The sequence below is a fragment of the Lysobacter capsici genome (genome assembly GCF_014779555.2).
In the GTDB taxonomy this organism is placed as follows: Bacteria; Pseudomonadota; Gammaproteobacteria; order Xanthomonadales; family Xanthomonadaceae; genus Lysobacter; species Lysobacter capsici.
The window spans coordinates 5,904,113-5,930,361 of the sequence record NZ_CP094357.1 but is presented as its reverse complement, the minus strand read 5'-3'; the positions used below and the strand labels follow the sequence as shown (position 1 = coordinate 5,930,361).

Below are 26,249 nucleotides of genomic sequence, written 5' to 3'. Positions count from 1 at the left end.
CCCGGGTTTTACCGGAGCGTTCCATGCCTCGCGCCTTCGCCCGCATCAGCTTCACCCCCAGCGTCCAGCAGGTGCAGGAGCGCTACGGCGCGCGCGAGGCCAACCGCGCGTTCGAGCTCAGCGACGACACGCGCGACGAGATCGGCGAACGCGAGGCCGAGTTCATCGGCGAGCGCGATTCGTTCTATCAGGCCACCGTCGGCGAGGAAGGCTGGCCCTACGTGCAGCACCGCGGCGGCCCCGCCGGATTCCTGCGCGTGATCGACAGCAAGACCCTGGGCTACGCGGATTTTCGCGGCAACCGGCAGTACCTCAGTGTTGGCAACCTGGCCGCGAACGAGCGCATCTCGATCATCCTGATGGACTATCGCAACCGCCGCCGGCTGAAGATCTGGGGCCGCGCCCGCGTCGTCCACGAAGACGAAAACCCCGAACTGATCGCGCGCCTGGAAATGCCGTCCTATCGCGCGCGGGTCGAGCGCGGGGTGGTGATCGAGGTGGAAGCCTGCGACTGGAACTGCCCGCAGCACATCACCCCGCGCTACACCGAAACCGAAGTCGAACAGATGCTGGCGCCGCTGCGCGAGCAACTGCGCCAATCGCAAACCGTCGCCGCCAAACCCGAGGTGCTGGGCGAAGGCGCGCTGGAACTGACGATCGGCGCGGTGCGGCAGGCCACGCCGCGGGTGCGCGTCTACGAACTGCGCGACTGGCAAGGCGCCGACTTGCCGGCGTTCGCGCCGGGCGCGCACCTGCGCGTGCCGGTGCCGACCGCGAACGGCATCGAGCTGCGCCACTACTCGATCTGTTCCGATCCGGCCCGCCGCGACGTCTACGAAATCGCGGTGCTGCGCGAGGACGCGGGCCGCGGCGGCTCCAAGGCGCTGCACGCCGCGTTCGAGCTGGGCCTGCGCCTGCGTTGCGAGGCGCCGCGCAATCATTTCGAACTCGAGGACGACGGCCGGCCGGCGGTGCTGATCGCCGGCGGCATCGGCATCACCCCGATCAAGGCAATGGCGCATGCGCTGGCCGCGCGCGGCGCCGAGTTCCGCCTGCACTACGCCGGGCGCAGCCTTCGCGAAATGGCGTTCGTGGAGACCTTGCGCGAACGCTTCGACGCGCTGCGGCTGTATCCGTCCGAACAAGGCCAGCGCCTGGACCTGCGCCGCGCGCTCGCCGACGCTCCGGCCGACGCCGTGATCTACGCCTGCGGCCCGACGCGGATGATCGACGCGGTGCTCGCCGCGGCGCGGGAGCTCGGCCTCGCCGACCGGGTCCGCTTCGAGCGTTTCTCCGCGACCGCATCGGCCGACGACCGCCCGATCCAGATCGAACTGCGGCGCAGCGGCCGCAGCGTTTCGGTCGCGTCGACCCAGACCGTGCTCGAAGCGATCCGCCTCGCCGGCGTCGATGCGCCGTCGGACTGCAACGCGGGCCACTGCGGCACCTGCGCGGTCAAGCTGCTCGACGGCGTCGCCGAACACCGCGACACCGTGCTGACCGACGCCGAACGCGAGCGCTCGAACTTGATGTGCATCTGCGTGTCGCGGGCGCGAACCCCGCATCTGGTCCTCGACCTCTGACTTGCGTCCTGTTCCCTCACTTTCGGATCCCTGTGATCATGCGCACCTTGTTGACTGCCGCCCTTGCCGCCTCGCTGATGCTGCCCTCCGTCCCCGCCGCCGCCGCATCGCCGTCGGCCCAATCGCACGCCCCGAGCCACCACACCGTGCAGGTCGACGGCGTGGAGGTCTTCTACCGCGAAGCCGGCCCCAAGAACGCCCCGGTGCTGGTGCTGCTGCACGGGCTGCCGAGCTCCTCGCACATGTTCCGCCGGCTGATGCCGATGCTGGCCGGCCGCTACCGGGTGATCGCGCCGGACTATCCGGGCTTCGGCGCGAGCGCCGCGCCGTCGCCGGCCGATTACGACTACAGCTTCGACCGCCTGGCCGTCACCGTCGACCGATTGTTGGAAAAACTCCAGGTCGAGCGCTACAGCCTGTACGTCTTCGACTACGGCGCGCCGGTCGGCTTCCGTCTCGCTGCCGCGCATCCCGAGCGCATCGAATCGTTGATCGTGCAGAACGGCAACGCCTATGAGGAAGGCATGGGCAAGCTGTGGGATCCGCTGCGCGCGTACTGGCAGGATCCGACCGCGCAGCGCGCGGAGCTGATCGCGCAGAAACTGCTGAGCCTGGAATCGACCAAGTGGCACTACCTCGAAGGCGTGCGCGACCCGGCGGCGATCGCGCCGGAGAACTGGCTGCTCGATCAGGCCTTGCTCGACCGTCCGGGCCTGCGCGAGATCCAGTTGCGGCTGCTGCGCGACTACGGCTCCAACCCGGGCCGCTATCCGGCCTGGCAGGCCTACTTCCGTAAGTACCAGCCGCCGACGTTGATCGTGTGGGGCAAGAACGACCCGATCTTCCTCGCCGCCGGTGCGCAGGCCTATCTGCGCGACCTGCCGAACGCGCGGTTGCGCTTCTACGATACCGGCCACTTCGCGCTGGAAGAGGATCTGGTCCCTATCGCCGGCGAGATCGGCGAATTCATGGATCGCACAGTAAAGCCTCGCGCAGATTGAACCTGTCGAGTCGGCTCGCGGGGGCGGCTGTGGACTTTCAAAGTCTCGCGCCCAGACGGCATCCCGACGAGCCATCCAGGCCGAAGCCGCTTCGCGGCTCGGCGCAATCAAACGGCGGATCCCGCATTACCGAAACTCTCAAACACTCCTTGGCCCGAGTTTCGACATGAATCGGCACCTTGCGGCCGTGGTTGTTCGGCAGCCTTTCGGCGCAGTCTTCGGCTGCAGATCGCTCGCCGCGGCTCATGCGTCGTGAGCAGCGCTCCCGCATGCAAGCATCCGCTGCTTTGCTTGGGAGGCTGAGCTACTTTCGCTAAGCGAATCTACTGGCGGACGTCGACCGACATCACCTTCTGAACAATTTTCCAGGTGCCCTGCACCTTCAGGCAGGACAGCAGGTCCGTGAAATAACGCGGCGGCATCTGGAGCCTGAGTTTTATCAAAGCGAGATCGTCCGAAATATCGATCGCGACGACCTCGTCCTTGCGCTCGAGTTTCAGTTCTCGTGGCGCGGTGGCATTGCGCACCCCGGCCAGCCACGTCTCGATCGGCATCACGCTGACCTCGCCGTGATCGCCGATTCTGGTCACCGCGCTGAGAGGGTGAAATATCGCCTGGAACTGTTCCGCGTCCATGTCGTACGCGGCATCGAAATAGACCTGAGCCAAGGCTCGCAAAGCATGTTCGGCGTCTTGCATGGATATATTCCAATCAATGGTGTCGCAGTTGGCTGCCAAGAACACGGCAGGTCGCGCTTCCGCACTGGAGCGGCCTGTCCTCGTTCGTCGTGAATCGATGCTAGATCGCGCTTATTTATGAGTAAAGTGCACATATCTGCATAAGACTCATGAGCGAGCTTCATGAAGAGCGAATTGAATGACCTCGCGGCGTTTGCGATCGTCGCCACCGAGCGGAGCTTTACCAGGGCCGCGGCGCGGCTTGGGGTCACACAGTCCGCGCTGAGCCACACGATCCGCGGCCTGGAGCGTCGGCTGGAACTGCAGCTCCTCGCCCGGACGACTAAGAGCGTGACGCCCACCACCGCGGGCGCGGCGCTTTTGATGAGTCTGTCGCCAGCGCTCGAACAGATCGATCGCGCGCTCAACGAGGTTCGCATCGCTCGAGACAGGCCCGCCGGTCGGCTTCGTATTGCCGTATCGAAATCCGCCGCTGTCTTGGTGTTGCTGCCCAAACTTCCGGCGTTCGCCGCGGCCTATCCGGAGGTGGTGCTTGATGTATCCACCAGTACGGGCGTGGTGGATCTGGTCGGAGGTGGGTTCGACGCCGGCATCCAGCTGGAGGAATTCATTCAGAAGGACATGATTGCGATGCGTGTGACCCAGGAGCTGCGACTCGCCGCGGTCGCGTCACCGGGATATTTCGCGACGCGGAGCCCTCCTTTGAATCCGCGCGAATTGAGCGCTCACAACTGCATTGGGCTGCGCCTTCCAGGCGGACCGTACCGATGGGAATTCGAGAAGGATGGCGCCTGCGTGGCGACCACCGTCACCGGGTCGCTCGTCGTCGATGACACGAGCCTGGCGATCAATGGCGCGCTGGCCGGTTTGGGCATCGCGCTGGCCTATGAAGAGCAGGTGTCGGGTTACATCGAGCAAGGCAAGCTCATCCGGGTGCTGGAAGATTGGTCGCCATCCTTTCCCGGCTTCTTTATTTACTATCCAGATCGTCGCCATCAATCAGCCGCGCTTTCCGCACTGATCCGCGCCCTCCGCTTACCCTGAGTCCGCTCCGCGGCAGTGCCAGGCCGAAGCCCTCGCTCAACCACCTCGGCGAGCCGGGTCATGCAGCTCACGCCAAACATCGGCGTGTCGCCATCCATGGGGTTGGCTTCTGGTCTTTACCAAGCCACGAATCGCCGAAATCTTGTCGAGAAATTCCTGGCGCGGACGGGGCTCGGTTTGTTGCCAGTCGTACGGCGCTTGCGGATTGCCCGCTCAAAGCATCGTCCCGACGTGGGCATCATGTGGAGAGCGAGAGCCGACGACATAGCCAGCGATCAATGACGCCCGAGAATTGTTTATCGCCGAGCCGCACTGAATCGTTACGAGGCAGTGGTTGGTGTACGCAAGCTCAACTTTGCAGTTGACTCCATCACGAGAGGTGCGTTCAACGATTGCATCCTTTTTGCGCCGTTCGTTTGTTCTCACGATTTGCTACCGCGCCGAGTACGCCGCTGTTTTTGTCTTGAGCAATTGCTCCCCAGCGTGACGCCCACTTTGGTCTGGTCGGTGTGGTTTGCCGGCCTGAGCCTGGAACTGGTTCGCAGGATTGCGTGTTGGTGCCTTGATAGGGGATCGATCATTTCAGGCGGGCAGCCGGCCTGCGCGCGCGCAGTGCCAGCGGCGATCCAGGCCTCCAACGCGACAGCGGAGCGGGGTCTGTGGCCCGCTGCGAAAGCCTCGTACCCGACGAGCCCGCGGAAACAATGCGGACAGAGCTGAAGACGCGGCGACGGACCGACCGGGATCGAAGCCGGGCGTCAAAACCAGCGGTGGCTGCGATACCAGGCGACGGTGTCGGCCACGGTTTGTTCGAGCGGTCTGAACGTCAGGGCCAGTTCGCGTTCGCTCTTGGCGTGATCGAAGTGGCTGCGCCCGGCTTCCTTGACCATCAACCGCACCGTGGCGAGGCTGAGCAGGATGGGCCGGCCGCTGATGCGCGCATAGATTTCCTGCACCGCCGCCAGGGCGTACAGCAGCGGCAGGGGCAAGTCGCGCGTCGGCGTTTTGACGCCGGCGATCCGGCCCAGCACGGGAACGAGTTCCCGCATCGTCATGTGCCGGCCGGCGGCCAGATACCGTTCGGCGCGCCTGCCGCGCATCGCCGCCGCGATATGGGCCTGTGCCACGTCGCGCGCATCGACCACCGAAAAACTGCCGGGCACCAGCCCGGGCAATTTGCCCAGCGCCACATCGTTGACGAATTGGCCCGAGGAGGTGGGGCCGATGTCGGCCGGCCCCCACATCCAGCCGGGCAGCACCAGGCTCGCATGCATGTCCGGGTGCAGCGCCAAGAAGCGCAACACGGCTTGGTCGGCCAATATCTTGCTGCGGTAGTAGTCGTCGGCATCGCCCAACTCGCGCAGGCAGGTTTCGTCGATCGGCGTGCCCGGCGCGCCATTGAGCACGCCGATCGACGAGGTCTGGACGAAGCGGCGCACGCCGGCGGCGTAAGCGCGTTCGATCAGCGATTCGGTCCCCTCCACGTTGATGCGCTTGAGCTGCTTCCAGTGGCTGCCGCCCTTGTAGTTGTCGCGAAAGAAGGCCGCCGTGTGGAACACGACATCGCAGCTGTGCAGTGCGGCGGCGAAGGCGGGTACATCGGCCATGTCGCCCAGGACGAGTTCGACCCCCGCCAATCCGGCGAATTGTTGCTCGCCCTTGGCCAGGGAGCGGACCAGTGCCTTGACCTGGACGCCCTGCCGGACCAGCTCGCGCACGAGGTTGTTGCCGAGCAGGCCGGTCGCGCCGGTGACGAACGCGGACTTCAGTTGGGGAGCACTTTGCATGGCAAGTGAAATTCAAAATTCGATTGAAATTTAATCTGCCTGGAGTAATTTTGGATGTCAAGCGATATCTGAGTTGCAGGTGATCGGCAGTTCGTGTGATCTTTGCCGCCATGAGCGAACCCACGCCCAAGAAGCGGCTCAGCCGCGAGGAAAGCCAAGCGCAGACCCGCGCGCGCCTGATCGAAACCGCGCGGCAGTTGTTCGTCGCGAACGGTTACGCAGGCACCTCGATCCGCGACATCGCCGACCAGGCGGGTTATTCACAGGGCGCCTTCTACTCGAACTTCGCCAGCAAGGAGGAGGTCCTGCTGGAGTTGCTGCGAGGTCATATGGAGGCCGAAGCCGCGCAACTTTCCGAGCTCATGGACGGCGGCGGGCGCACGCCCGAGCGGATATTCGGCGAGCTCGAATCCTGGGCCGCCACCCTTAACCGCGACGTCAGCTGGTGCGTGCTGTCGATCGAACTGCAGTTGCACGCCAAGCGCAGCCCGACCTTCGCCGATAAGTACCAGCGTGTCTGGGATACGCACCGGGTCGGGCTCGGCGGCGTGATCGGCAAGTTGTTCGTCGCTCTCGGGCGCCGACCGCCGGCCGAACCCGAGAAGCTGGCCGCGGCCTTCATGGCCTTGGCTCACGGCTTGGCGCTGCAAGGCGCGGGGGCCGGGCCCGATCCGTCGGGACGGTTGATCTTGCTGTTTCTGCGCGGGCTGATCGCGAACGCCGAACCGCTCGACAGCGCGTCGGCCGCCTGGCGCGAGCGCGATTGATCCGGCTTTGCCTGGTGTCGCGCGGAGTCGCATCTGCGACCGTTGCCGGGCTGGCGAGCGGTTTGAGCGTCGTTGGGCGGGTCATCTATGCCATCAAACCGCTCTATTCGCTCCAGCGCTAAGCCTTTGCAAACAAGGAAAATACGAAATCGACCATTGGACTAAAAAACCAACGGTCGGCGAAAAGAGGGTAGGAGAGACAGAATTCGCCGAGAATTCGGCCGATGTTCGGCCGATGTTCGGCCGATGTGGCGCGGTCCTTGGTCCAATGCGTGTCGCGGAAACTCTCGTAAACAAGAGGTTTTCTATTGCCGATGCTATCGGCAGAGACTTTTCGAAGTAGGGGGGGCGCCCACGGCTACCGTCTTCAAACCAGTCTCTTCACGTAGGGGAACATCAGTCGCGTGCACGGAGACCTATCGACGTTCCGATCCTCGGTGGCTAGGCGTTGAAAACGGCAAGAGCGGCGAGTCGGGCAGTCTTCACTCCTGACCTTGATTGATCAGCGAAGATGATGGTCTGTTGCGTCGAGGGCACCTCGTCGCAACGTCGCGGTGTCACACCCCGCGCGCGCCGCGCGACGCCGTCGCCACAACGGCCCTACCTCGACAGACCACGGCCCACGCGTTGCACCGTTCCGCCAGAAATCGCGGGCCCTTCCCTAGCGGAAACTGAGGCGGGCGGCATGGTCGCAGAATTGCGCTAGCGTCAGTCCATATGTCTAGGTTCGCAGCGGCAGATGCGGTTTGCACATCGACCCCATGCCCTGGCGAGACGAAACGAGCCGCATGCGCATACGTCCATGCCCCAACTTAATTATCCGCTAGCGCTCCGGGCTGAATCCTTTTCAGCTCCTGACCATCTGGCGTGCAGCGCCCCTCGTCCATCAGGCATTTGTAGTAGTTACTAAAAAGCCGATCACTCTTCAGTATCTGGCCGACATCGGCGTTGTCGTACCTCGTTGTGTAGTTTCCATCCGATGCGCTCTTCGCTCTCTCTCCCTCGCTCGAAAGTATCGCCCTATCGATTTGCCGCGCTGCCCCCTTCTGAACGCCATCAAGGTAAGCGTGCGGATATCCGGCGACCACCTGACTCGCACCCGTCCACCAATTCCCGTTATCGCTCAGAGCAGCTACACCACTGGTAAAACCACCAAGCGTGCCAAGACCGGATATCTCAGACACCGGGGTCCATAAAAATCCTTCGCCCAAGCCGTTGCCGTTTTGCGCGATGCCAACTACATAACCGTTGTCCGCGATGTCTATGGCCTTGGTCCAGAACCCGCCCAAGCTTCCGACGTCCAATCCGGTCTCGGTTTCCGGATTGCCCGTTGGCGCCCACACGAAGGCTTGTCCGAATCCGCTATCGGTGACGTAATTTCCGACAATGATGCCCGCTTCATTCATATCGACGACCGACAATTGCTGACGCGATACGCCCGTCGCAGCCAGATCATCGAGCCACGTCAGACCGGTGCCGGCCGATGTCCACCGAACCGCCACGATGTCGCCCACCGCGTTTTCGCAGGTTCCCGCGACTTGTTCCGCGCCATTGACGGCCGCGGCCGCGCAATTTGAGCCGCCCGGCAGACGCGGCAGTTCCGTAACGCCATAGCCCAGCAATCCCGGCTTCCATTTGACGGCGACACTGCCTCCATTGCGGAGCTGACAGGACCCCACGACGATCGGGCTGGCCCCGTCGCTCATATCGGCTATCTGGCATTCGGTGCTGGTTGGCAACAGCGGAGGAAGCAGGCCGAGTTCGGGCAATGTCGTTGCTGTGGTTTGACCTGGCTTCCAGATCACGGTGTGAGAGCTGCCATTGCTCTCAATGCTTACGCCTGCGACCGTGCCGGCGTGGTTGATAATCGACGCGGTCGCTTTGGCTTGCGCTCCGCTGGGATTGAGCCGCTGAGGGGCGCTGCCCGGCAGGGTCGTGTTCCAGCGAACAGGAAATCGCTCGCCCGTGGCGCCGAACTCACAGTTCCCGGCCGCGATATTGGCGTTGTTGATGTCATAAACATCGCAGGGACCATCTGCTTCAAGGGTCGGCAAAGGGACAGGCGCAGCCGATCCTGGCGCCCAATAGGCCGCGACGATGTCGCCGTCCATGTCTCGACAAGTGCCAATCACCGCTCCGTTGTCGTTTGTGTTCTCCGCGGTACAAACGTTTCCCCCGAGCGTGCCCAGCTCCTGCATTTGAGCAAGAGCGGAACCCGGCCACAGTACGACGGCTACCCCGATTGCAGCGGCCTTCAACAGCGTCATGAGCATGATGTGCATCCGCATATCTCCGGTGACGAAGCGGCGCGTGCTCGCCGTCCCTTCAGTTCACCCCGCGCAGCAGTCGCTGACCGTGATCGTTATCGATAAAGAACGCTCACCTTCGCTAGCACTGAGCTGAACGCCGGATTCAACTCCGAGAAACATCTTGAATCTACATATTGAGCAGCGTCGGATTGCAGCCCTGATTCCATTCGCGCGAAATGCACGGACTCGTTCCGACATGCTGTGACGGGATCATGTTGGCGACGGAGCCCTTGGTGCGAATCTGAGGTTGGCTAGAACTCTAAAGCTCTAGGCTCACCAAATTCCACGGTCAACGCCATCAGTGCCGACGAGGGGCCGCGAAGCGGCTTCGGCTCAGTTACATCGTTTTCCATTGAAGCGGCCGAAGAACTCGCTTGTTAAAGTCCACTCTATTCAAGCTTTTGCCTCAACTGCCTTCAATGCGCCTGAGATCTGGATTCCCGCACTGAAGTGGCCCCGTTATTCGCAAGGCCGAGTACCGCGCGTTGTAGCGCCGGATGATCGGGTCCGTCGGCGGTGAGCCGACGGATCGACGCCGGTTTGCCCTCGACCAGTAACCGGAACGTCGTTGACGACTGGGCGGTCGGACAAAAGTCCAGGAACTGCCAGAGCAACATGGCCCTGCCAAGCCCACCCAAAGACACTGCTGTGAGAAAGAAGGACGCGTTCCACATGGCAACAGGTAATTCGCGCGAGTCGAGCATACTTATACGAACCCCAGCGACGCACCTGCGGATTTATCTTCAAGCGGAAGCGTAGACCTTGGCTTGAGCGATCTTGATATCGCGCACCGGCGAAGCTCCGAACATGCGGCCGTATTCGCGAGTGAATTGCGGAACGCTTTCGTAACCAACGGCGTAAGCGGCACTGCTGGCCGAAGCGCCATCCGACAGCATCATTCGCCGCGCTTCGATCAAGCGCAGTTGCTTTTGGAACTGCAGGGGAGACAACGTAGTAATAGAGCGAAAGTGCTGATGGAACGTGGATGGGCTCATGCCTGCGGCCTCGGCAAGCTGTTCGATCCGCAGAGGGCGCGCATAATCGGATCGGATGATCGCCACCGCCCGGGCCACGCGATGGGCGGTGCCCTCGGTCATTCCCAAGTTGCGGATCGCCGGGCCGTGACGGCCGGTCATGAGCCAGAAGTGCATCTCGCGCACCAACTGCGCTTTCAGAACGGGAACAGCCGCGGGACGGTCGAGCAGGCGCATCAGGCGCAGCGCGGCATTGGCGACTTCGTTTTCGGTTGGTTCCACCCGAACCGGAGCACCGATCGCTTCGCGTGCAATATCCATCTCAAGCGCGAGCGCTTCGATGACCGCCGGGTCCAGCTCGAACACCAGCGAGTAGTACGGTGTGCTGACGTCGGCCCGGGTGATCTGGCTCACCGTGGGCACATCGGCGGTAATGAGCAGCGAGTCGCCGGCTCCGAAATCAAACGTGCGATGGCCCATCATCACGCGCTTGCTGCCTTGTACGACAAGCGCGATCAACGGACGTGAGATGGCGTATTGGAGTTCGCTGACCCGGGTGGCGCGAATCGTCGCCAGTCCCGCGATTGGGGTATCCGCGACGCCGTGCGCGTCTGAATGAAACTCAGCATGGCGACGCACGGCGGTGAGCAGGGTTTCATCCATGCGCGGACGGTAGTCCGGGCCGGCCTGGGACGCAACCGTGAACGGAGGATCAGGCAAGAGCCAGCGGACGCAGTCACTGGCGGCAATTGGCATCCATGTCGCACTGGAATCCACTTTCAGCCTTCGAAGGCCGCGACCTTGGCCGGAGGAATAGGCAAAAAGATCGCAGGAACCGGCAACCGGCTCCCGAGCCCTGGCCAGACACTGGCGTTGTCGAATCGACACCACTTCACGGGAGCCTGCATGTCCACCATTTCGATCGTCACCGGTGCCAGCCGCGGCCTGGGCCGCAACACCGCAATTAGCATCGCGCGTCGCGGCGGCGATGTAATCCTGACCTACCGCAGCGGAGAAGCCGAAGCGCACGAGGTCGTCAACGAGATCCAAGCGCTGGGCCGCAAGGCGGTCGCCCTGCCATTGGATGCCAGTGACGTCTCGACATTCGCTGGCTTCGCTGCGAGTGTCGGCGCAGTGCTTAAGGATGTCTGGGGTCGCGATACCTTTGACCACTTGGTCAACAACGCGGGCCATGGCCAGGTGGCGGCTTTCGCCGAGACGACCGAAGCGCAATTCGACGCGTTGTTCAATGTCCACGTCAAAGGCGTGTTCTTCCTGACCCAAGCGCTGCTGCCGCTGTTGGCCGATGCAGGGCGCATCGTCAACTTGTCTTCGGGCCTCACCCGGGTGACCAGTCCTGGCTTCTCCGCCTACTCCAGCGCCAAGGGCGCGGTCGAGACGCTCAGCGTTTGCATGGCCAAGGAACTGGCCAGCCGCGGCATCACCGTCAACACCGTAGCGCCGGGCGCGATCGAGACCGACTTCCTGGGTGGCGCGGTACGCGACATGCCTGAGCTCAACCAGCAGTTCGCCGGCATGACCGCTCTGGGTCGGGTCGGCGTACCCGATGACATCGGCCCGATGATCGCCAGCCTGCTGGGACCAGACAACCGCTGGGTCACCGGTCAGCGCATCGAGGTCTCCGGCGGTCAAGTCATCTGATCTCGCCGCATTGCAGACGGCCCTGCGTTGTTCGGTCAAGAGGCGTGGTGCAAGCGATAGCGCTGACACATGAACCTTGAGCTAAGACGCTGTCTTACAGAAGTCGCTTCTTGACCCGAGCGGCGAAGCGGCTTCGAGCTGAATTTCAGCTCGGCCCAGGAACAGGCTTTTGAAAGCTGCTGTGACCTCTGTTTCAAGGCGAGGCGGCAGGGTTGATTGTGCCGAGCCTTGCGGCGACTAAGGCCGCGCTGAATCTTTACGCGTCAAGCCTGTCTTCTGGTCGGAGCCGTGAGCGAAGTATGGAAATTTCATTGTCGATCTCTGCCACGAGCCCATCGATTTCCTGAAATTCTTCCAGCTGCCGAATGGCTTCCAGCTTTTGAATGGCCAGTTTGAGATGGCGATCCATCTCTTGAGTCGGCCAGATGTATACACGGCCCAGCTGCACCAGCACGAAGGCGGCAGCACGAATGACGTCCGGTTCGCTGTCGGGGTCCCTGCTGAGAGCTTCCTCAACATGGGCGGCGAGACGAGTACTGTCGAACAGATGGCCATACCAATCAGCGGCGGCATCGTTATCCTCCGCCGCCAAGCCCCAATCTCCCATGAGTCGCGCCCTTGATGCCCAAAAGTCTGAGTTTAGTCTAGCCGCGAAGCGGCTTCGGCTTGAGTGACTTGTCAGGGCGCGACTACGACAGAGGCGCCTCGCATGAAGTAGTGCGGGGGCGCGAAGCCGCTTGGGCTAAGGCTGCGTCGGAAACTGGACGCCTGTAACGGGCCAAGAAGTGGATAGCTCCTGCTCTCTAAGCCGGTCCTCGAGTGCTTTCCTCGGTTGGACCGTTGTTCGCGCAAGCGGATTCAAATCGCGCGCGATATCGCCACGCGCAGGCGGCGACGGTCAGATTGAGTAAGCCCATGGACAGCCAGATTGGCAGCTCATTGGATTGAGCTTGCGCCGCGTCTTGAAATACAGGGCGCCATATCGAGCCATCGCTGGTGCGCAAGAGCGCATCCTGTGCCAAGTTGTTGGCAATGTGGAAAGCCGCCACGAACGGCAGGCTTCTGGTGGCCAGCATCAAACTGGCATAGAGCAGGCCGCCGGAGCCCACCACCAGCAGACCGGGTAGCCAAGCCAGGCCGCCGGCGAGATGCGCAGCCACGAAGATCGTCGTCGGCAGTATGGCCGCGGCTGCAGGACCGTAAGCCTTATGCAGGCGCTCCATGCCGTAGCTGCGATAGCCAACTTCTTCCGCGACCCCGATCGCCAGTGACGCGAACGTTCCTGTGATCAAGGCGTCCCAGCGTAATGCGGGGTTCGACTGCCAGTGGAAGGGCGCCCAATACCCGACAATACCCGCCCAACCAAGCGCCAGCATCAGACCACCGAGCAGTCCCGCCAAACCGTATGCCAGCGCCCGCGGCTCGGCACGCACGCCATAACGCGACCAGTAAAGGTTGTCGCGACGCAGGTAGAAGGCGGTAAGCGCAACGACCGAGACCATCACCAGCGCGCACTTGAGCAGCCAGGCCAAGCTTGCGTCCGTAGTGCGGCCAGCAAGCACCATCACGAAAAACGTAGAACCGAACGCCACCAGCGCCACTAAGGCGAAATAAGCCCAGACATACCAGGCGGGGCGTTGCTGCATTTGCTTCGAGGTTGCACCCATGACAGAGTCCTCGCGGAAACGGCATTTATTCGCCGACCAAGTCAGAGGCTGTTCGCGAAATCGGAATGGCGAATCAGCCGGTATCGCCTTCAGTCATTTTCGGTCCGCCGTAGAGTTCCGTGCGAAATGGGAATGCAAAAAGCGGGCTGAAGGAAGATACCCATTGGTCGACGTTACGCCTGGACACGACGCTTCTAAGGTTGGACCACCGTAAGCACGCCATCTGAAGTCGTAACCGATATCGAACCGAAGATGAGTGCCGTCCCGGCGCGGGGAACCAGGAGCGTTGAAGTAAAGATCAATCAGGCTCGGAATGGAAGCGCTATTGAAGCTCCACTTCTGTAACGGGCTGTAAATCGCAGCAGGGAAGAACGCAGCAGGCTTGCCGAGTTGGCCTTCCGGGATTGCAACAGTGCGCGCGCCAGAACCGGACTGCACAGTCCCTAGCCTTGATCGGAGGCCAGGTAGTTCGCCCAGTCGCCAACCGTCCATACGACACACCAGGAATTCACGTCGCTGTCTTCCGAGAACGCGATCGTTGTCGACGAACCGCTTGGGTCTTGAAACGGGTGCCTGCGCCTGTCGATGAAAGCTCGCACCGCCGACGTAATGTCGTCCGAAGCTGCATCGCCGCGGACCAACCACTCGAAAGACTCGCTCCAGTCCGGTGAAGCCATCGCCTCGGTGGGCGACTTCAGGCGAAGCGTCTGCCACAGGATGGGCCGATTCGACGCTTCGAGCTTGAACCTGATCGCGAGCTTGTCGTCGATTCCGGTGCCGCCCGCGTAGAGCGCCAGCGAGTACTGCAAGGCCTCCCAGCCTGGGTGGAAGCCGAGGACGTTGATCACTATCTCGATCGCCTTCGCTTGTTCCGCGTCGCTCGATGAGCAGCGGTAGTCGATGCCGTCGTAGAAGCGATTCATGCGCCGATCCCTCGTGGGTTGTCTGCTCGATGGGTATCGCCCGTCCCTGTTCGTTGAATGTCGACGGCAGTCGCGGACGCCTTCAGCGTCAGCGTCAGCGATCGGCTAGAAGCGGACATCGACGAAAGTTTGAAACAAGCCGAGCCGCGAAGCGGCTTCGGCCTGGTATTTCGAAGGCATGTCGTTTCAGGGGGCCGCCTTTGAAAATGCACTCTGCCCCCTGTTTCTGCAGCGGCTGTAGTTTCCTGGAGGCGGTTCCGCGCTAGGATGGTGCTATCAGGCTCAGGTGGGATTATGAGCAGTACGAGTTAGGGGCGGCAAGCAAGATAGAGTATGAAGGCGTTGGTCCCGCGCAACGATTAGCGCGAGTACCTTCTCGACGCATAATCAGATAAGTCATACGAACAAGCGACTCCACAAGCGAATGGAATGGGAAAAACAGGATGAAACCTCTTGCAAACTTGGCTTTGATTGTTGTTTCGCTGCCGATGACGGCACTCGCTTGCCCCACTGGCATGGTGTACGACGGAAATGGATGCAGTCCTCCATATGAGTACACAGGATGGGACATGCTTCGGGACCAACGCGCCGCAATTGACGCGATTGGTTCTGATCGCGATACCCGAAGCTACCCAACCTATAGCCCCGAGAAGCTGGCAGAGTTTGCGCGCATTGAAAAGGAAAAACGGGCGGCGGAAGAGAAAGAGCGCGAGCAGCTTGCCAAGGGGTTATGGCATGTGGACTCGACCGCCACGCCAGAAGGTAAGTTATGCGCGGCGACGTTCGCCAAATATACGAGCGGGAAGGATAATTCGGAGGGCGGGTTGGTCACGATCATGGGCTTCCAACAACCAAAAAATGAGGCATGGTTGATTTTTCAGGGAGCTGGACTGCCTAAGCCGCGGAACGTTAAAAAAATTAAAATAGCTCTTCAGCAAGATGACGAACCAATCCAGACTGTCGAGGTGTTCAATTACAAGAAGACAAGAGACTTTGGCGCGGTTACGTTTGCCGTGCCTAGTCTGAAAGCAGCGGTGGATGGAATGCGTGATTCGCAAAGATTCAAGTTATTGCTTGGTGGCAAAGCCGTGATGGCCATTCAGTGGACCGGCGGCGCGAAACCTATCGATGAGCTTGGCGCGTGTGGAAAGTAGCCCACATTTGAACGGCGCTTTGCCGTCGGGCTAGTTGACCGAGGCTATGTTGAATTGTCATGCATGTAGCGGTTTTGCTGGGGTTGCTCCGGGTTTCGGGAGAGATCCAGGCTCAAGACACCGGATTGGAGTAAAAGGCCGATGTATGGCACTGATCCGGGGGAGCTGCGCTTCGGGTTGCCGACTGACAATGAGCGGAAGCTAAGGACGAAGCGTGCGAATTTTTGAAGCGAAAACCACGGCGCAGTACGAGGGGTGGCGGCACGTGACGCTGCAAGGTATGCAACTGGCGCGGCGATTTCGCGACCGGGAAGGTAAGTACTTGTATGGGGCTTATGAGCTGAAGTCCGGTGCCATTGCCGCACTTGAGGCGGAGATGGTTGAACCAGACGCTTCTTCAGTCGTCAATCTTGCCGTCATCGATGCATCAGCGGTGCAAGGTGGTCTCTTGCGCTTTAGTGCATTCCGCCAAGATCTAGACTTCTATGTTCTTGTTGGGATCAGCGACGACAGGTTTTCCGATCTCAAGGCGAGCCTGGAATCGATGGCGCCGATTCCGGCCCTGTGTTTGGCGACACCGCTGTCGGGCGTGGCTTGATCGTTGCAATCTGCCGACGTAAGTCAACCAGAGGACAGCGCGCCTTTCTCAGTGGCGATGGGCTGCTGATTAGTTCCACCGGCTTGCAACGGCGGTGCCAAAGCCGAGCCGCGAAGCGGCTTCGGCTTGGTGTTTTTTGGGCATAGCGTTTCAGGGCGCTTGTCTTTAAAAGTGCACTCTGACCCTGTTTTTCGCTGAACGTGAAGTCGTCCGGCGTGCGCTCGGCCCACTTCTGAGCATTTACCGAGCTCGGGAGCGCGTAGTAGGACGAATCGACCTCGGCCATAGGAAATCGAGTCGCGTAGTGCTGGAGCATTGGCTCCAGCTTTGAAGCGTCCTTCGGATAGAAGCGTTTCGTCGTGATCAAGCTGGGATCGGCCCAACACGCCGTTCCGACAAGGATCCGAGCTATTAGGCTGCTCCTACGACTACCATCAAGGAAATTTGAACATATCACCCTGGCAATCGCGGACACGCACCGGGCCGCGAGCCAGTGGGTTCGTGCCGCTTGCGCCGTTTCACCGGGAGGGCGCCCGCTGCTAGAATTCCAGCGCGCGTCCCGTCGCTGATCGGCTGGCATCCATGGGCTCCTGGAGTATCGTTTTCGCCATCGGCGCTGCGCAGGCCGCGCTGCTGGCGGCGGCGCTATGGCGACGGCCCATCAATGCCCAGGCAAACCGCGTGCTGGCGGTGTGGATCGCGCTGATCGGCATCGACTTGGCGGTGAAGGCGATGTACTTCAACGCGCCGGCAGCCGGGCTGCTGAAGGCGTTCCGTTTCGTTGGCCTGTTCCCGTTCCTCTACGGCAGCCTTTTCTACGTGTACGTTCGCGCGCTCACCCAGGCGCGTGCATTCGGCTGGCGCGATGGCTTGCATCTGGTCGGCTTCGCCATCGTGGTGTTCATGCACGCCGGTTTCTTCATCCAGGACCGGGTGCAGACGCAAGCATTGTTCGCGCAATTGCTGGCGGGAACCGCGGAGCCACAATCGCCACGCCTGGACATCCCTTTGTTCGCGTACAGCCTGACGTACGTGATCGCCGGGCTGGTGCAGGTACGTCGCTACCGGCGCGCACTACTGCAGCGGCGTTCGGATGCGGATCGTATGTCGCTGCGCTGGATCGATGCAATGGCGGTGTCGCAGATCGTCATCTGGTGCATCGCGACCACGCAATGGCTGGTCAGGATCCCGTGGATCGACTTCCCGCTGATCTATGGCGCTGTCAGCGCATGGGTATTCGTGGTGGGTTACCTCAGCCTCAACCAGGTGGCGGTGGTCATCGAGGCGGCGCCCGAATCGAAGTCTGTCGATCCCGATGACACGTCTGGTGACGACGAGCCACGTTTTGACGCCATCGAGGCGGCGAGGATCATCGAGGCGACGCCCGAACCGACGCCCATCGACATCGACGAAGCGGCGGGCGGCGACGCCCCACGCATTGCCGCCGTGGAGGCACGCCTGTCGCAGCTGATGGCGCAGCAGCAGTTGTATCGCGAACCCGCGCTCACCATCGGCCAGCTGGCCAAGCGCAGCGGTTACCCGGAGTACCTGGTATCGGCGGTCATCAACCGGCGCCTCGAAGGGAATTTCTGGGAATACATCAACCGCCAGCGGATCGAGGCGGCGCGCGCGTGTCTGGCCGATGCCGGCGATGCGCGCGCCATCCTCGATATCGCCTACGCCTGCGGCTTCACCTCCAAGTCGACCTTCAACGCCGCGTTCAAGCGCCAGTTGGGTGAAACCCCCAGCGCTTACCGTAAGCGCCATGCGCGCGACGAGGCATCCGATTCATCGGACACCTGACAGGGCCTTCGCCGCGGGCATCGGCGCGGGTTGCCGCGGCCATCGCAGCAGCAGCTCGCAGACGGTTAGGTTGAACATCCAGCTGCCCCATGCCGCCAACAGGTAGACCTGCGCGAAAGGCAGATGCAGCGCGCCGAGGCCCACGCCCAGGATCAGCCGCAATGTCACCGCCGATGCGGTGAGGGCGATGCTGCGCCACATCCAGCGCCGGTGCCTGATCAGGTCGCCGGCAAGCGCATGGCCGATGCCGATACCGGTAGTCGCCAGCCATGCCAGCGCAAGCAAGCCGAAGCCCACGCCAGTCGCCGCTCCGCCCTGCGCATGCCGGGCCAGGGACAACCCCGCAAGCCCGGCAATCAGCACCCCGCCCGCGTACAACCCGCCGCTCAGGCGGTGCAGGCGCGGGATCCGGCGCCGAACCCAGTCGCTCATCTGCAACGGCGCCAACAGCAGGGCGAGCCCGCCACCGAAGAAATGCGCCGGCACGTCCAGGCCCGAGATCGCGAACTGGGCATGCAAGGGGTTGCCCGACTGCGGCTTGAGTGCATCAAACAGAAAAGTGAAGGCGTAGGTCGCCACCGCCGCACACAGCAGGGTGAAGATCAGGCCGGTCGACCAGCGCACCGCCTTGGGAAACCAATACGACATCTTGGAGCCTCTCGTGTATAGAGGCGCCATCGTGGGTGCGAAGAAGGAAAATATCGTCCGATTCGGCGGAGTCGTACCTGAAAACGCAGCCAGCGCCGAAAATCCGACGGCCTTCGGCGTCTGCACCGGGTCGCCAACCGCCATTCGGTCGATATCTGCTTCCGGCCGGAAGCGAGCATCAGCGAACGGCTGAAGGAAGACGAGCCGCGAAGCGGCTTCGGCTTGAATGAAAGAACGGCTGTATGTTCGGAGCGAGCAATCACAGTACCGGCGCTTTGCAAGTACCTGAGTAGATGGATGCCTGCAGTTTGGGGTCGATTGGTCGGCCCTCTGCGAACTGAGATGCGAGGATCGCGACAGCCGCCCGAGTGTATTGACCCGTCACGCGATCCAGAACCCAGACTTCTCCGCCTACACGGTCAGCTTCAGTGATTTCAGTAGCGGAAATGTATCGTTCATCTTGCTGCGTAATGCGATAACTAATGATGCTCCATCGCATTTCCCCCGCCCCGACATCAACTTGCAGATCCGCTACAGGCTGCCCTGATTGGTCGGTGCATTTGAGCGTTACGGCGCCGGCGGTCGCCGCGCTTGGCAGCAAAAGGGCGACTATCAGTGCAAGGACACGCATGAACTTCTCCCAAATTCCCATCATCTGGACCGAGCCAGCCGAGCCGCGAAGCGGCATCGATTTATTGGGGCCGCGGTCCGGCTACTGATGTGATGGGCAGTAAAAAACGGACATGTACACGCTAGCGACCTTCACGATTGAGGATCTTGCGGAAGAGAAGCATGCCATAGACCACAGGCACGACTATCAACGCTATTGGCCAGAAGAATACATATATGACGGCCTCGCCAACTTCGCGACGGCCCATCGGGTAGCGGGTCTTACTGAAGAAAATGGCGTGAACAAACGCCACAATGAACACGGCCATCGAGCCGAGCAAATACCCCGCGAGCAGCAGATCTGTCACTTGGCCCCTAATCCTGAACTATGTTGTCGCGCAGCGATTAATTCTCGGCTTGAATGAATTGGTAGGCCGCGCACTACGTGACCTTTGAATCAAGCTGAACCGCGAAGCGGCTTCGGGCACGGGCCAGCGTCCGCCTGCGTGTGTGTGAAGCATCTGCAGGAGGCTGTTTCTGTCGTTTGGATTAAGTGACGCTACCTCAACCTCCTCCTTGCTCATGTTGTACACGCCGATTGCCTCCGGATCGCCCCCCTCTAACCAGACAAAGTTGCCTTCGTCATCCAGCCGCTCAGCCGATTTAACTATCGTGAATTCAATCAATCCGAACTTGCGGGCCTTCCCCATGCACACTACCAGGCAACTGACATTGTGAAAGCTCTCGTCGGATGGCTCTGCTTGGACGGCTATGTTGAACCCCCCGCGGTCTTTTACGCTTGGAAAGACAATGCCTTTGGCGGCGACTCTCGAGTAGATTGATTGGCCAAGGGCCCGACTGAACATGTAACCGGTAGCCGAGGCGTCGGGGTCTGCAAGGACACTGGCGAAGAATTTATCAATGTATATTTTCTTCAAAGCGTCTTGACGAGGCATAGCGTTAAGAATCTTTGCGATGGCCATCTCAGGATCTCGACCGGCGAAATGCATGTACCCATTCTTCTGCACATTCGCGTACTCGCCGATAACCGCAAGCCGGATCGGCGATTCGTTCTTGATTCGAAATCCCGCTAGCTGTATCAGTTGTCCCTCCCTTGCGCCGACCTCGGCGAGAGCCGTTTCTTTGCGTGCGGCAATGTAGAAGCAGGGGGCGCCACGATCATTCAGCCTCCCCTGCTTAGCAACATCAGGTGGTGGGTAGTCAAGACCAGAAATATTTGGATAGATCTCGACCTCTATAGGCCTGGCACGCCAAAACATGCTACCTCGACCAAAATTAAGTGACAGGATCTCATATTCTTTAAACAATGGGTCTACGGCTTTACAGAACGCTGACTCGGACTCGCTAGAGATCGCCTGATGGAATATTTTTTCACAGTCATCGAGTGTCATGGTGTCCATTCCTAACGTCTGGATTAAGCCGAGCCGCGAAGCGGCTTCGGATTGAATGCATTATTCGTTAAAGGAGGTGGTCTAGGGATAGGCCTTTGAAAGTCCATTCTGAGCCCTGGTTAGCACAACCGCATTGACCGAGATCGACGATGCATCGCACGAATGGCCTGGTCGGCTGGAGCTGTGCGATCCAATGTTTTCGCTTGATCCAAGCTTAGCAATTCGACGGGTAGCTCGCCTTGGGGAGCCTGCACAATTAGCCCGCCGAGCGCGTCGGCAACGGCGAGGTTGTTTCGAAATTCGCCGCGTAGACATCTCCTTAACCCTGAAACAAGCAAGTCCACAATCTGCACGCCCGGGCTTGCCTTCGAATCAACGAACTCGAAGTCTTCGCGCATTACCTGGGTGATGTTGAAGCCGTCTCCCACATCCAGTCCATACGTGTCCTTCAAGTATTTGGGCGGGCCGTCTACGTAGCGAAATCGATCGAAATGGCGATAGTCGGCGTCAACAAGCATCGGCAACGGATCTTCGAAAGACATGGTCTGCAGAATAGGCGCCGCAAAGTCGCGAAAAGATTCGTCAAACACGGAATTCAATTGATTCTTCCGATCAACGCGCCATCGAAACCGTGCCAATGTAGCTGGAATTCTCTGCGCGTAGTAAAGGACCCCTTGACGCAGAATCCTCGACAGCAAAGAGTATTGGCACATGATCTGGAGATATAGCTGAGGAGACAGCGCAGCGAAGCGATCGGCCCGATCCTGTAAGCCTTGCCGTGCCCTGTCATGCTTCATCTTTGGTAGGTGTTCGACGAGTTTTTCCACCTGGCGGGCTAGGTGACTACGTACGGCTGCATGAGAGTTGACAGACGTATCGGTCGCGCACGCGTAAAGAGTCCCGGCGAGTTCATCCAATTCGCATAGAAAGGCGAGGAACTGCCTCTCATGCGCAATGTCACGCAACTTGATCTCTCCCGTCGACCTGTGTCCTACGCGACACTTCAGACGACTGAGCGCCTCTTCGGCACGTCGCCGATGCGCCTCAGGCAACGCGAATCCAGCCACAACGCACCACGAATTGGGATTCGTACTTCCCGGAATAAAACCTCCAGACTCGTCCAAGTAGATGTGCATTTCGGTTCTCGAATCGGCCAATGCAGACAACTTCAAGTGATTGGTTCGCACCAACGCTTTGTGTCACGGCGGCCATCGGCCGGGGACATCAGCGATCAGCTGAATTAAACCAAGCCGCGAAGCGACTTCGGCTGCGGAACGCTGCGAATAGAAGCAGTTAGTCTCAACCAAGCAAGGATCAGCCCATCTTGCGATGCCGACCCCATGTTATTGCAGACGCCTATTAACGATAGCTTCCGTATCTTCGCGGCTGGCTTCACGCTCATATCCTTTCGCCATGTTGATTAGAAGTTCCGAAGCCACAAAGGGATGAGAATATTGGAGTGCATCGGCCCATCCGCGATACTTCATCGCCAGCTCACGCTCTTGGCCCCCACCTTCGCCTCGCCATGTCGCGCCGCGAGAGTTGTACAGTCCTGTGTGTGCGCCAGACATCAGGTGCTCAGAATGAACGTCCTCCATAACCTGGCGTACTGGCTCGCACGGCCAAACTCCATCCTCTCCCGTTGGAGCTGCCGACAAAAGCTTGCCGATGCATAGATCCGCTATGTCGAGGCGTGCGAGCTCGCCACAAGAATTACGCACAGCACTAATCCAAGCTGCCAGCTTTTCGGGCTGAAGTACTCCAAGGTCGTCTTGTCCTGGAATTCGGCGCATACCTTCCAAGAGCTTGAAACCACGTGTGGCGAAGTTCTGTGCTTGTGCAGGATCAACCACAAGATTAGGCGGATCGGCCGCGTCGTCGTCACGCTTATATGCCCAAACGACGGCCTGCACGTAGAACTCCGGATGAGCCTCAACGTACTTCTCGAGGTTCGGTATCCCGTAACCATCGTTACCTCGCCAGCGTTGAGCGAGCGCTTCGACGTAGCCAAACTCCAAACTTGCCATTTGATCCAACGTCAGCTCCGGGCTTTTATTCATGAGCGCGAAGGCCTGTTCCACTGAGTAAATGTCGATATCGTACGGGCCTGGATGATCATTGCCACCCTTTGCCATATCAGCCATGACCCGGTACAACAGCTCGGGCCCCAAGGCTCGTAGGCAATGATGTGCGACGGAGAACGCTGCGCGAGGCCGTCGCGCGACCAAAAGGCGTTCGACGGCCTCTGATATCTCCCTTTCTGTCGCAAAATCAGGTTTAACCTGATTCCAGTAATTTTCGCGATGCCCTTCTTCGAGCCCGTCGACTAACGACCAGGTGCCCGCCCTGAATGGCGCCAGCATCAGGAGGCGTACGACTTCCAGTTCTGGCAGCTCCTTGATTAGCTGCTTGAGTACGAGTCGGCGATCGTCATCAGGCATCGCTCTCAAGACACCAGAAATTAGCTCACCTCTCGCGCTAGCGTGTTCGTCATTGTGGCCGGTGAGTACCGCCGTTAGAAACGGAGGAAGATCGTCAACTTCCAGCAAGCGCTCCGCCATCAAGTATCCGATGGTAGCTGCCGTTTTACCGGCGCAGGCTAGTTGTACGACTCCCGCGGTGCCCATAAGTTCGTACATCTCACGCAGCACTTGAGTCCGCAGTTCGCCGATGCGTTCTTCACGCTTTTGATAGTCCAAATCCGCATCTTCCGCACCCGCGAAATCATCAATCCAGTGTTGACGGAACAACCATCCATGCCGAACGATAAGGTCGGTCGGCTCGAGCGCATCGTAAGCCGCCTTAGCGGCAGCTACATCTAAGGACTGACCTGCTTTGTTTGCCCACTTGGAGGCCCGGGTCGACAATGCGGTCACCCGAATCTTCTCTCGAACTAGCGCTCTGTCGATGTCCGTGGCGCCATCTGCCACCCAATCGGCTACGTGGCGCCAGACTTGCCGGCCGTGCTCCGGAGATAAGAACCTAATTTTTTGGATCAGATCGCACAGCATCTCCCGCGAGTACCCGCCCCTCCAATCTAAAACCATATCTACAACTTCACACACGAACGCTTTGATTGGAGCGCGCGTCTTGAATGGTTCACCGAAACCGTGGGCGTCGTTTCTCCAAACAGGTCTATGGTTATAGTGGCCTACGTCCGATCCGTCTTGCAGTTGAGACATACAAACTTGCCACGCGACCGCTGGGTATCGCTCCGCGAGGAGCTTTAATACTTGCACTCTGCTGCCATGATCGGCTGTGGTTTGCGGCATCCAGGCGCGGAAGATGGATTTGAGCGAATTGATCGGCTTGTTCGTCCAGTTATCGTTGACTTCGAGCTGGGATAGCTGCGCAAGAATCAGGGCGGCACGATGCATCGTCGCGCGATTCCAGGCCAAGCCTTCAAGCGCCCACAATATGCTGCTTCGCCGGCACTGACTCCCAAAAACGCCTGCAGAAGACGAGCGCATTAGATCGTATGTCTCCGGATGATCAGATCTCAGATCTTTTTCGATAATTGAAAGGAACTTCTCGGGCGCAGCCTCTGCATACGAAGTCAGGTCTCGATCGTTTGCTTCCAAGGTCCGCGTCTTGAGTGGCGTCAATAATCCTTCTATCAGCCGAGACACGGCGCTTTCGCAATCGAACCCGAGACGCGTTAAGAAAAGATCGTTCCCGTGAATGGCGAGGAGAACGAGTGTCTCAGCTACGCCGCGCCTGAGGGGGCCGGAATGTTCGCGCGACTTGTTGTGGATGGCTGCTGCCCAACGCTCGTCTTCTGGAAGATCTAGCTTCGGATCGTCCTCACCTAGCACAACTTTCGCCTGCTCGAAGTAACGCTTAAGGTCCGAGGCAGTGAGGGAGCCTGCCACAGCGAAAAGCAAGTCGAGCTTGGAGACGACACCTCTGAAGTCCCCTACCGACCAGAGCGGAGCATCATCAATGCTTGCAAGGCTCTGGCATATCTTCTCAACGTCATCGTACGACTTGACTGCCGCAAGCTCCATCAGTATCCGTTGGTCAGCGTCGTTTTTCGCGCTCCATGCTCCACTGAGTAGAAATGGGACGAGGCTTGACGCCGTCGCAGAGTCGGCGGCCCATGCCGGCGTTCGAACCGCTGGAACATTTGCGAGCCTGCGTCGTAAGACAGTGAGTGATCGCCCTGATTCTTTGCTGTATCGCGCAATTGCGTCGGAGTCGAATCCACTGCTCTCTAAAGAAGCAGTGAATGCACCAACGCTGAGAGGCTCAAGCACAACGTGAGCGGAAACGCTTGTCGCGTTGCGTGGATAAATCACGATCGTATGCATAGAGCGCGATATCGGGCCAAGCTCCCGTTCGACATCGCGGCTCACAGCGACAGCAATAAAGTCCTTAGTACCCTGCGCCAGCTTCGGCAAGACTCCGGGCTCTTTGAACACCAGCACTCGGTCTCGGTACCGTTGCAGATCGTCGCCGCCCGCTGCCCCAAACAGCTGCGAGAGAAACGCAAGCGCTTCGTCGACAGAGTCCGCCGCAATCACTATGGGCTCTGTCGGCTTGCCTGCGAGCCTTGAGGTGATGGTCTGCTTTGCACCTTCGACAGCCGGGCTGAATAGGGACTCGCCCAGGGATGGGGTGGCGACATTGGCCCACGCATCCCAGCAGCTATCCAGTGAATGAACGTCGCGCGAAGGTCGTCCGGTTTCATTGGCGAACCAAGTTTGAGCTGCGATGGATTGCTCAAGCCACTGCTCCAAATCTGCCGCGTCGTACGCTCGCACGTCCTTCCACTCAGCTTTAGCTCTAGCCTTTTTTAGCCAATCTGCTTTGCCTTGCCAGTATCTCGGCGTTACAAAGATAAAAACGATTTCGGCGCGCGCGCTTTTTGCGTTGCTCGCTACGCTTTTCTTGAAGTCGGAGTTCGCTTTGTCATTGATGTCCTTGTTTGCACCGAATTCCCAGCCCGATTTCCCGGCCGGAATCCAAGGTGTCGCAGCTCCAGCTTCTACAAAACCGTCCCAGCCCGGACGTTCGGCGTCATCGTTACCAGGGAAATCTATTTTCGTGGCATCTCTCTGAGTTGAATTCACGAGTGTCCGTAACAACACAGGCAAGCGAATTCGTGCACCGATGTTTCGCTCCACCCATGCCTCAATCTCGTTCGCCCTGATGCCGAGGAAAGGCGCGACGTAGGGCATTGCATTTGCTGGATTAATCTTTGACTGGCCAGCTGCGTCGAACGCCGCCTGCATGTCTAACAAGCTCTTTGCGGACGCTCCAAAAGCAACCTCGATCCTGGCGGCCATTTCTGGTGTCGCTGCCACATGGCCGTTCAAAAAGTTCGACAACGCGGGTCTACCGACGCCGACCAACTTTGCGGCCGCGACTACCGAAAGCCTCCTGGGCGTCAGGAATGTCTCACGCACAAATTGCCCCGGGTGCTGCGGAGCGCCGATATCACTCAATGAACGCTTTGGCATGTCTATGCTCCAGATGGCGCAGATAAATGTAGCCCGTCGCGCTACACAGTACAAAAATCTTCTTTCGCCGATGTTCCATGCTGTTCCAGTTTGATTGACAAGCTGCCGGACATCCTTCAATCTGGAACACCCTGGAACATTTGGAGCC

General features: G+C 60.0%; 22 protein-coding genes. 8 read left to right on the top strand and 14 right to left on the bottom strand.

Annotation, left to right across the window (positions count from 1 at the left end; translation table 11 throughout):
* The first annotated feature begins 23 nt into the window (after window positions 1–23).
* A complete protein-coding gene (locus IEQ11_RS24375; RefSeq protein ID WP_191821477.1) occupies window positions 24–1,583 on the top strand; it encodes a 2Fe-2S iron-sulfur cluster-binding protein in 1,560 nt (519 codons plus the stop codon).
* 77 nt (window positions 1,584–1,660) lie between these two features.
* Window positions 1,661–2,584 (top strand): alpha/beta fold hydrolase, encoded by a 924-nt coding sequence (locus IEQ11_RS24370; protein WP_425494695.1) that lies wholly within the window; start codon window positions 1,661–1,663, stop codon window positions 2,582–2,584.
* A 323-nt stretch (window positions 2,585–2,907) separates the two neighbouring features.
* Here the strand turns inward: IEQ11_RS24370 and IEQ11_RS24365 are convergent, their stop codons facing one another.
* Window positions 2,908–3,282, bottom strand: coding sequence for a nuclear transport factor 2 family protein (locus tag IEQ11_RS24365; RefSeq protein WP_191821475.1), 375 nt, complete (start codon window positions 3,280–3,282; stop codon window positions 2,908–2,910).
* A gap of 162 nt (window positions 3,283–3,444) precedes the next feature.
* Between IEQ11_RS24365 and IEQ11_RS24360 the strand changes: the two genes are divergently transcribed.
* Window positions 3,445–4,326 (top strand): LysR family transcriptional regulator, encoded by an 882-nt coding sequence (locus tag IEQ11_RS24360; protein WP_191821474.1) that lies wholly within the window; start codon window positions 3,445–3,447, stop codon window positions 4,324–4,326.
* A 758-nt stretch (window positions 4,327–5,084) separates the two neighbouring features.
* Here IEQ11_RS24360 and IEQ11_RS24355 read toward each other — a convergent pair.
* Entirely contained in the window at window positions 5,085–6,113 is a 1,029-nt protein-coding gene (locus IEQ11_RS24355; protein WP_191821473.1) for an SDR family oxidoreductase, read from the bottom strand.
* Between the two features lie 110 nt (window positions 6,114–6,223).
* On the opposite strand from IEQ11_RS24355, the gene IEQ11_RS24350 reads away from it, so the two are divergent.
* Entirely contained in the window at window positions 6,224–6,880 is a 657-nt protein-coding gene (locus IEQ11_RS24350) for a TetR/AcrR family transcriptional regulator (RefSeq protein ID WP_191821472.1), read from the top strand.
* A gap of 812 nt (window positions 6,881–7,692) precedes the next feature.
* Here IEQ11_RS24350 and IEQ11_RS24345 read toward each other — a convergent pair.
* Both IEQ11_RS24345 and IEQ11_RS24340 read right to left on the bottom strand, forming a co-directional pair.
* A complete protein-coding gene (locus tag IEQ11_RS24345; RefSeq protein WP_191821471.1) occupies window positions 7,693–9,162 on the bottom strand; it encodes a hypothetical protein in 1,470 nt (489 codons plus the stop codon).
* Window positions 9,163–9,932: 770 nt separating this feature from the next.
* On the bottom strand, window positions 9,933–10,826 hold the full coding sequence (locus IEQ11_RS24340; RefSeq protein ID WP_191821470.1) for an AraC family transcriptional regulator: 894 nt from the start codon (window positions 10,824–10,826) through the stop codon (window positions 9,933–9,935).
* A gap of 243 nt (window positions 10,827–11,069) precedes the next feature.
* Here IEQ11_RS24340 and IEQ11_RS24335 point away from each other — a divergent pair, with 243 nt between their 5' ends.
* Window positions 11,070–11,825: an SDR family NAD(P)-dependent oxidoreductase gene (locus tag IEQ11_RS24335; protein ID WP_096417336.1), complete on the top strand. Its 756-nt coding sequence runs from the start codon at window positions 11,070–11,072 to the stop codon at window positions 11,823–11,825.
* Window positions 11,826–12,081: 256 nt separating this feature from the next.
* On the opposite strand, the gene IEQ11_RS24330 is transcribed toward IEQ11_RS24335, so the two are convergent.
* The 3 genes from IEQ11_RS24330 to IEQ11_RS24320 all read right to left on the bottom strand — a co-directional run bounded on the left by IEQ11_RS24330 (window position 12,082) and on the right by IEQ11_RS24320 (window position 14,415).
* The gene (locus tag IEQ11_RS24330; RefSeq protein WP_191821469.1) at window positions 12,082–12,432 is read right to left on the bottom strand and encodes a hypothetical protein; all 351 of its coding nucleotides are present in this window, start codon (window positions 12,430–12,432) and stop codon (window positions 12,082–12,084) included.
* 196 nt (window positions 12,433–12,628) lie between these two features.
* Window positions 12,629–13,492, bottom strand: coding sequence for a CPBP family intramembrane glutamic endopeptidase (locus IEQ11_RS24325; protein ID WP_191821468.1), 864 nt, complete (start codon window positions 13,490–13,492; stop codon window positions 12,629–12,631).
* 443 nt (window positions 13,493–13,935) lie between these two features.
* Window positions 13,936–14,415, bottom strand: coding sequence for a hypothetical protein (locus IEQ11_RS24320; protein WP_191821467.1), 480 nt, complete (start codon window positions 14,413–14,415; stop codon window positions 13,936–13,938).
* 443 nt (window positions 14,416–14,858) lie between these two features.
* Here IEQ11_RS24320 and IEQ11_RS24315 point away from each other — a divergent pair, with 443 nt between their 5' ends.
* Together IEQ11_RS24315 and IEQ11_RS24310 are read left to right on the top strand one after the other, a co-directional pair.
* Entirely contained in the window at window positions 14,859–15,569 is a 711-nt protein-coding gene (locus IEQ11_RS24315; RefSeq protein WP_191821466.1) for a hypothetical protein, read from the top strand.
* Window positions 15,570–15,783: 214 nt separating this feature from the next.
* Window positions 15,784–16,167, top strand: a complete 384-nt coding sequence (locus tag IEQ11_RS24310) for a hypothetical protein (protein WP_191821465.1) — start codon at window positions 15,784–15,786, stop codon at window positions 16,165–16,167.
* On the opposite strand, the gene IEQ11_RS26085 is transcribed toward IEQ11_RS24310, so the two are convergent.
* On the bottom strand, window positions 16,094–16,747 hold the full coding sequence (locus tag IEQ11_RS26085; protein WP_191821464.1) for a DUF72 domain-containing protein: 654 nt from the start codon (window positions 16,745–16,747) through the stop codon (window positions 16,094–16,096). The two genes, IEQ11_RS24310 and IEQ11_RS26085, sit on opposite strands and share 74 nt — an antisense overlap.
* A 2-nt stretch (window positions 16,748–16,749) precedes the next feature.
* On the opposite strand from IEQ11_RS26085, the gene IEQ11_RS24305 reads away from it, so the two are divergent.
* Window positions 16,750–17,970, top strand: a complete 1,221-nt coding sequence (locus IEQ11_RS24305) for a helix-turn-helix domain-containing protein (RefSeq protein ID WP_191821463.1) — start codon at window positions 16,750–16,752, stop codon at window positions 17,968–17,970.
* Here the strand turns inward: IEQ11_RS24305 and IEQ11_RS24300 are convergent.
* From IEQ11_RS24300 to IEQ11_RS24275, 6 genes are all read right to left on the bottom strand, one after another.
* Entirely contained in the window at window positions 17,956–18,618 is a 663-nt protein-coding gene (locus tag IEQ11_RS24300) for a DUF2306 domain-containing protein (protein ID WP_191821462.1), read from the bottom strand. The genes IEQ11_RS24305 and IEQ11_RS24300 overlap by 15 nt on opposite strands.
* A 259-nt stretch (window positions 18,619–18,877) precedes the next feature.
* On the bottom strand, window positions 18,878–19,306 hold the full coding sequence (locus tag IEQ11_RS24295; protein ID WP_191821461.1) for a hypothetical protein: 429 nt from the start codon (window positions 19,304–19,306) through the stop codon (window positions 18,878–18,880).
* 64 nt (window positions 19,307–19,370) lie between these two features.
* Complete coding sequence (locus IEQ11_RS24290) at window positions 19,371–19,595, bottom strand: hypothetical protein (protein ID WP_191821460.1); 225 nt, start codon at window positions 19,593–19,595, stop codon at window positions 19,371–19,373.
* Between the two features lie 18 nt (window positions 19,596–19,613).
* Window positions 19,614–20,639 (bottom strand): RES family NAD+ phosphorylase, encoded by a 1,026-nt coding sequence (locus IEQ11_RS24285; protein WP_191821459.1) that lies wholly within the window; start codon window positions 20,637–20,639, stop codon window positions 19,614–19,616.
* A 119-nt stretch (window positions 20,640–20,758) separates the two neighbouring features.
* The gene (locus IEQ11_RS24280; protein ID WP_191821458.1) at window positions 20,759–21,775 is read right to left on the bottom strand and encodes a DUF3800 domain-containing protein; all 1,017 of its coding nucleotides are present in this window, start codon (window positions 21,773–21,775) and stop codon (window positions 20,759–20,761) included.
* 207 nt (window positions 21,776–21,982) lie between these two features.
* Window positions 21,983–26,221: a HigA family addiction module antitoxin gene (locus tag IEQ11_RS24275; protein WP_228464514.1), complete on the bottom strand. Its 4,239-nt coding sequence runs from the start codon at window positions 26,219–26,221 to the stop codon at window positions 21,983–21,985.
* Between the last annotated feature and the right edge of the window lie 28 nt (window positions 26,222–26,249).

What these genes read in the sequence shown, in the direction of transcription:
- IEQ11_RS24375 (WP_191821477.1), top strand. Translation starts at nt 24, where the DNA reads ATGCCTCGCGCCTTCGCCCGCATCAGCTTCACCCCCAGCGTCCAGCAG.
- IEQ11_RS24370 (WP_425494695.1), top strand. Translation starts at nt 1,661, where the DNA reads ATGCTGCCCTCCGTCCCCGCCGCCGCCGCATCGCCGTCGGCCCAATCG.
- IEQ11_RS24365 (WP_191821475.1), bottom strand. Translation starts at nt 3,282, where the DNA reads ATGCAAGACGCCGAACATGCTTTGCGAGCCTTGGCTCAGGTCTATTTC.
- IEQ11_RS24360 (WP_191821474.1), top strand. Translation starts at nt 3,445, where the DNA reads ATGAAGAGCGAATTGAATGACCTCGCGGCGTTTGCGATCGTCGCCACC.
- IEQ11_RS24355 (WP_191821473.1), bottom strand. Translation starts at nt 6,113, where the DNA reads ATGCAAAGTGCTCCCCAACTGAAGTCCGCGTTCGTCACCGGCGCGACC.
- IEQ11_RS24350 (WP_191821472.1), top strand. Translation starts at nt 6,224, where the DNA reads ATGAGCGAACCCACGCCCAAGAAGCGGCTCAGCCGCGAGGAAAGCCAA.
- IEQ11_RS24345 (WP_191821471.1), bottom strand. Translation starts at nt 9,162, where the DNA reads ATGCACATCATGCTCATGACGCTGTTGAAGGCCGCTGCAATCGGGGTA.
- IEQ11_RS24340 (WP_191821470.1), bottom strand. Translation starts at nt 10,826, where the DNA reads ATGGATGAAACCCTGCTCACCGCCGTGCGTCGCCATGCTGAGTTTCAT.
- IEQ11_RS24335 (WP_096417336.1), top strand. Translation starts at nt 11,070, where the DNA reads ATGTCCACCATTTCGATCGTCACCGGTGCCAGCCGCGGCCTGGGCCGC.
- IEQ11_RS24330 (WP_191821469.1), bottom strand. Translation starts at nt 12,432, where the DNA reads ATGGGAGATTGGGGCTTGGCGGCGGAGGATAACGATGCCGCCGCTGAT.
- IEQ11_RS24325 (WP_191821468.1), bottom strand. Translation starts at nt 13,492, where the DNA reads ATGGGTGCAACCTCGAAGCAAATGCAGCAACGCCCCGCCTGGTATGTC.
- IEQ11_RS24320 (WP_191821467.1), bottom strand. Translation starts at nt 14,415, where the DNA reads ATGAATCGCTTCTACGACGGCATCGACTACCGCTGCTCATCGAGCGAC.
- IEQ11_RS24315 (WP_191821466.1), top strand. Translation starts at nt 14,859, where the DNA reads ATGAAACCTCTTGCAAACTTGGCTTTGATTGTTGTTTCGCTGCCGATG.
- IEQ11_RS26085 (WP_191821464.1), bottom strand. Translation starts at nt 16,747, where the DNA reads ATGCCAGCCGATCAGCGACGGGACGCGCGCTGGAATTCTAGCAGCGGG.
- IEQ11_RS24305 (WP_191821463.1), top strand. Translation starts at nt 16,750, where the DNA reads ATGGGCTCCTGGAGTATCGTTTTCGCCATCGGCGCTGCGCAGGCCGCG.
- IEQ11_RS24300 (WP_191821462.1), bottom strand. Translation starts at nt 18,618, where the DNA reads ATGTCGTATTGGTTTCCCAAGGCGGTGCGCTGGTCGACCGGCCTGATC.
- IEQ11_RS24295 (WP_191821461.1), bottom strand. Translation starts at nt 19,306, where the DNA reads ATGCCGCTTCGCGGCTCGGCTGGCTCGGTCCAGATGATGGGAATTTGG.
- IEQ11_RS24285 (WP_191821459.1), bottom strand. Translation starts at nt 20,639, where the DNA reads ATGACACTCGATGACTGTGAAAAAATATTCCATCAGGCGATCTCTAGC.
- IEQ11_RS24280 (WP_191821458.1), bottom strand. Translation starts at nt 21,775, where the DNA reads ATGCACATCTACTTGGACGAGTCTGGAGGTTTTATTCCGGGAAGTACG.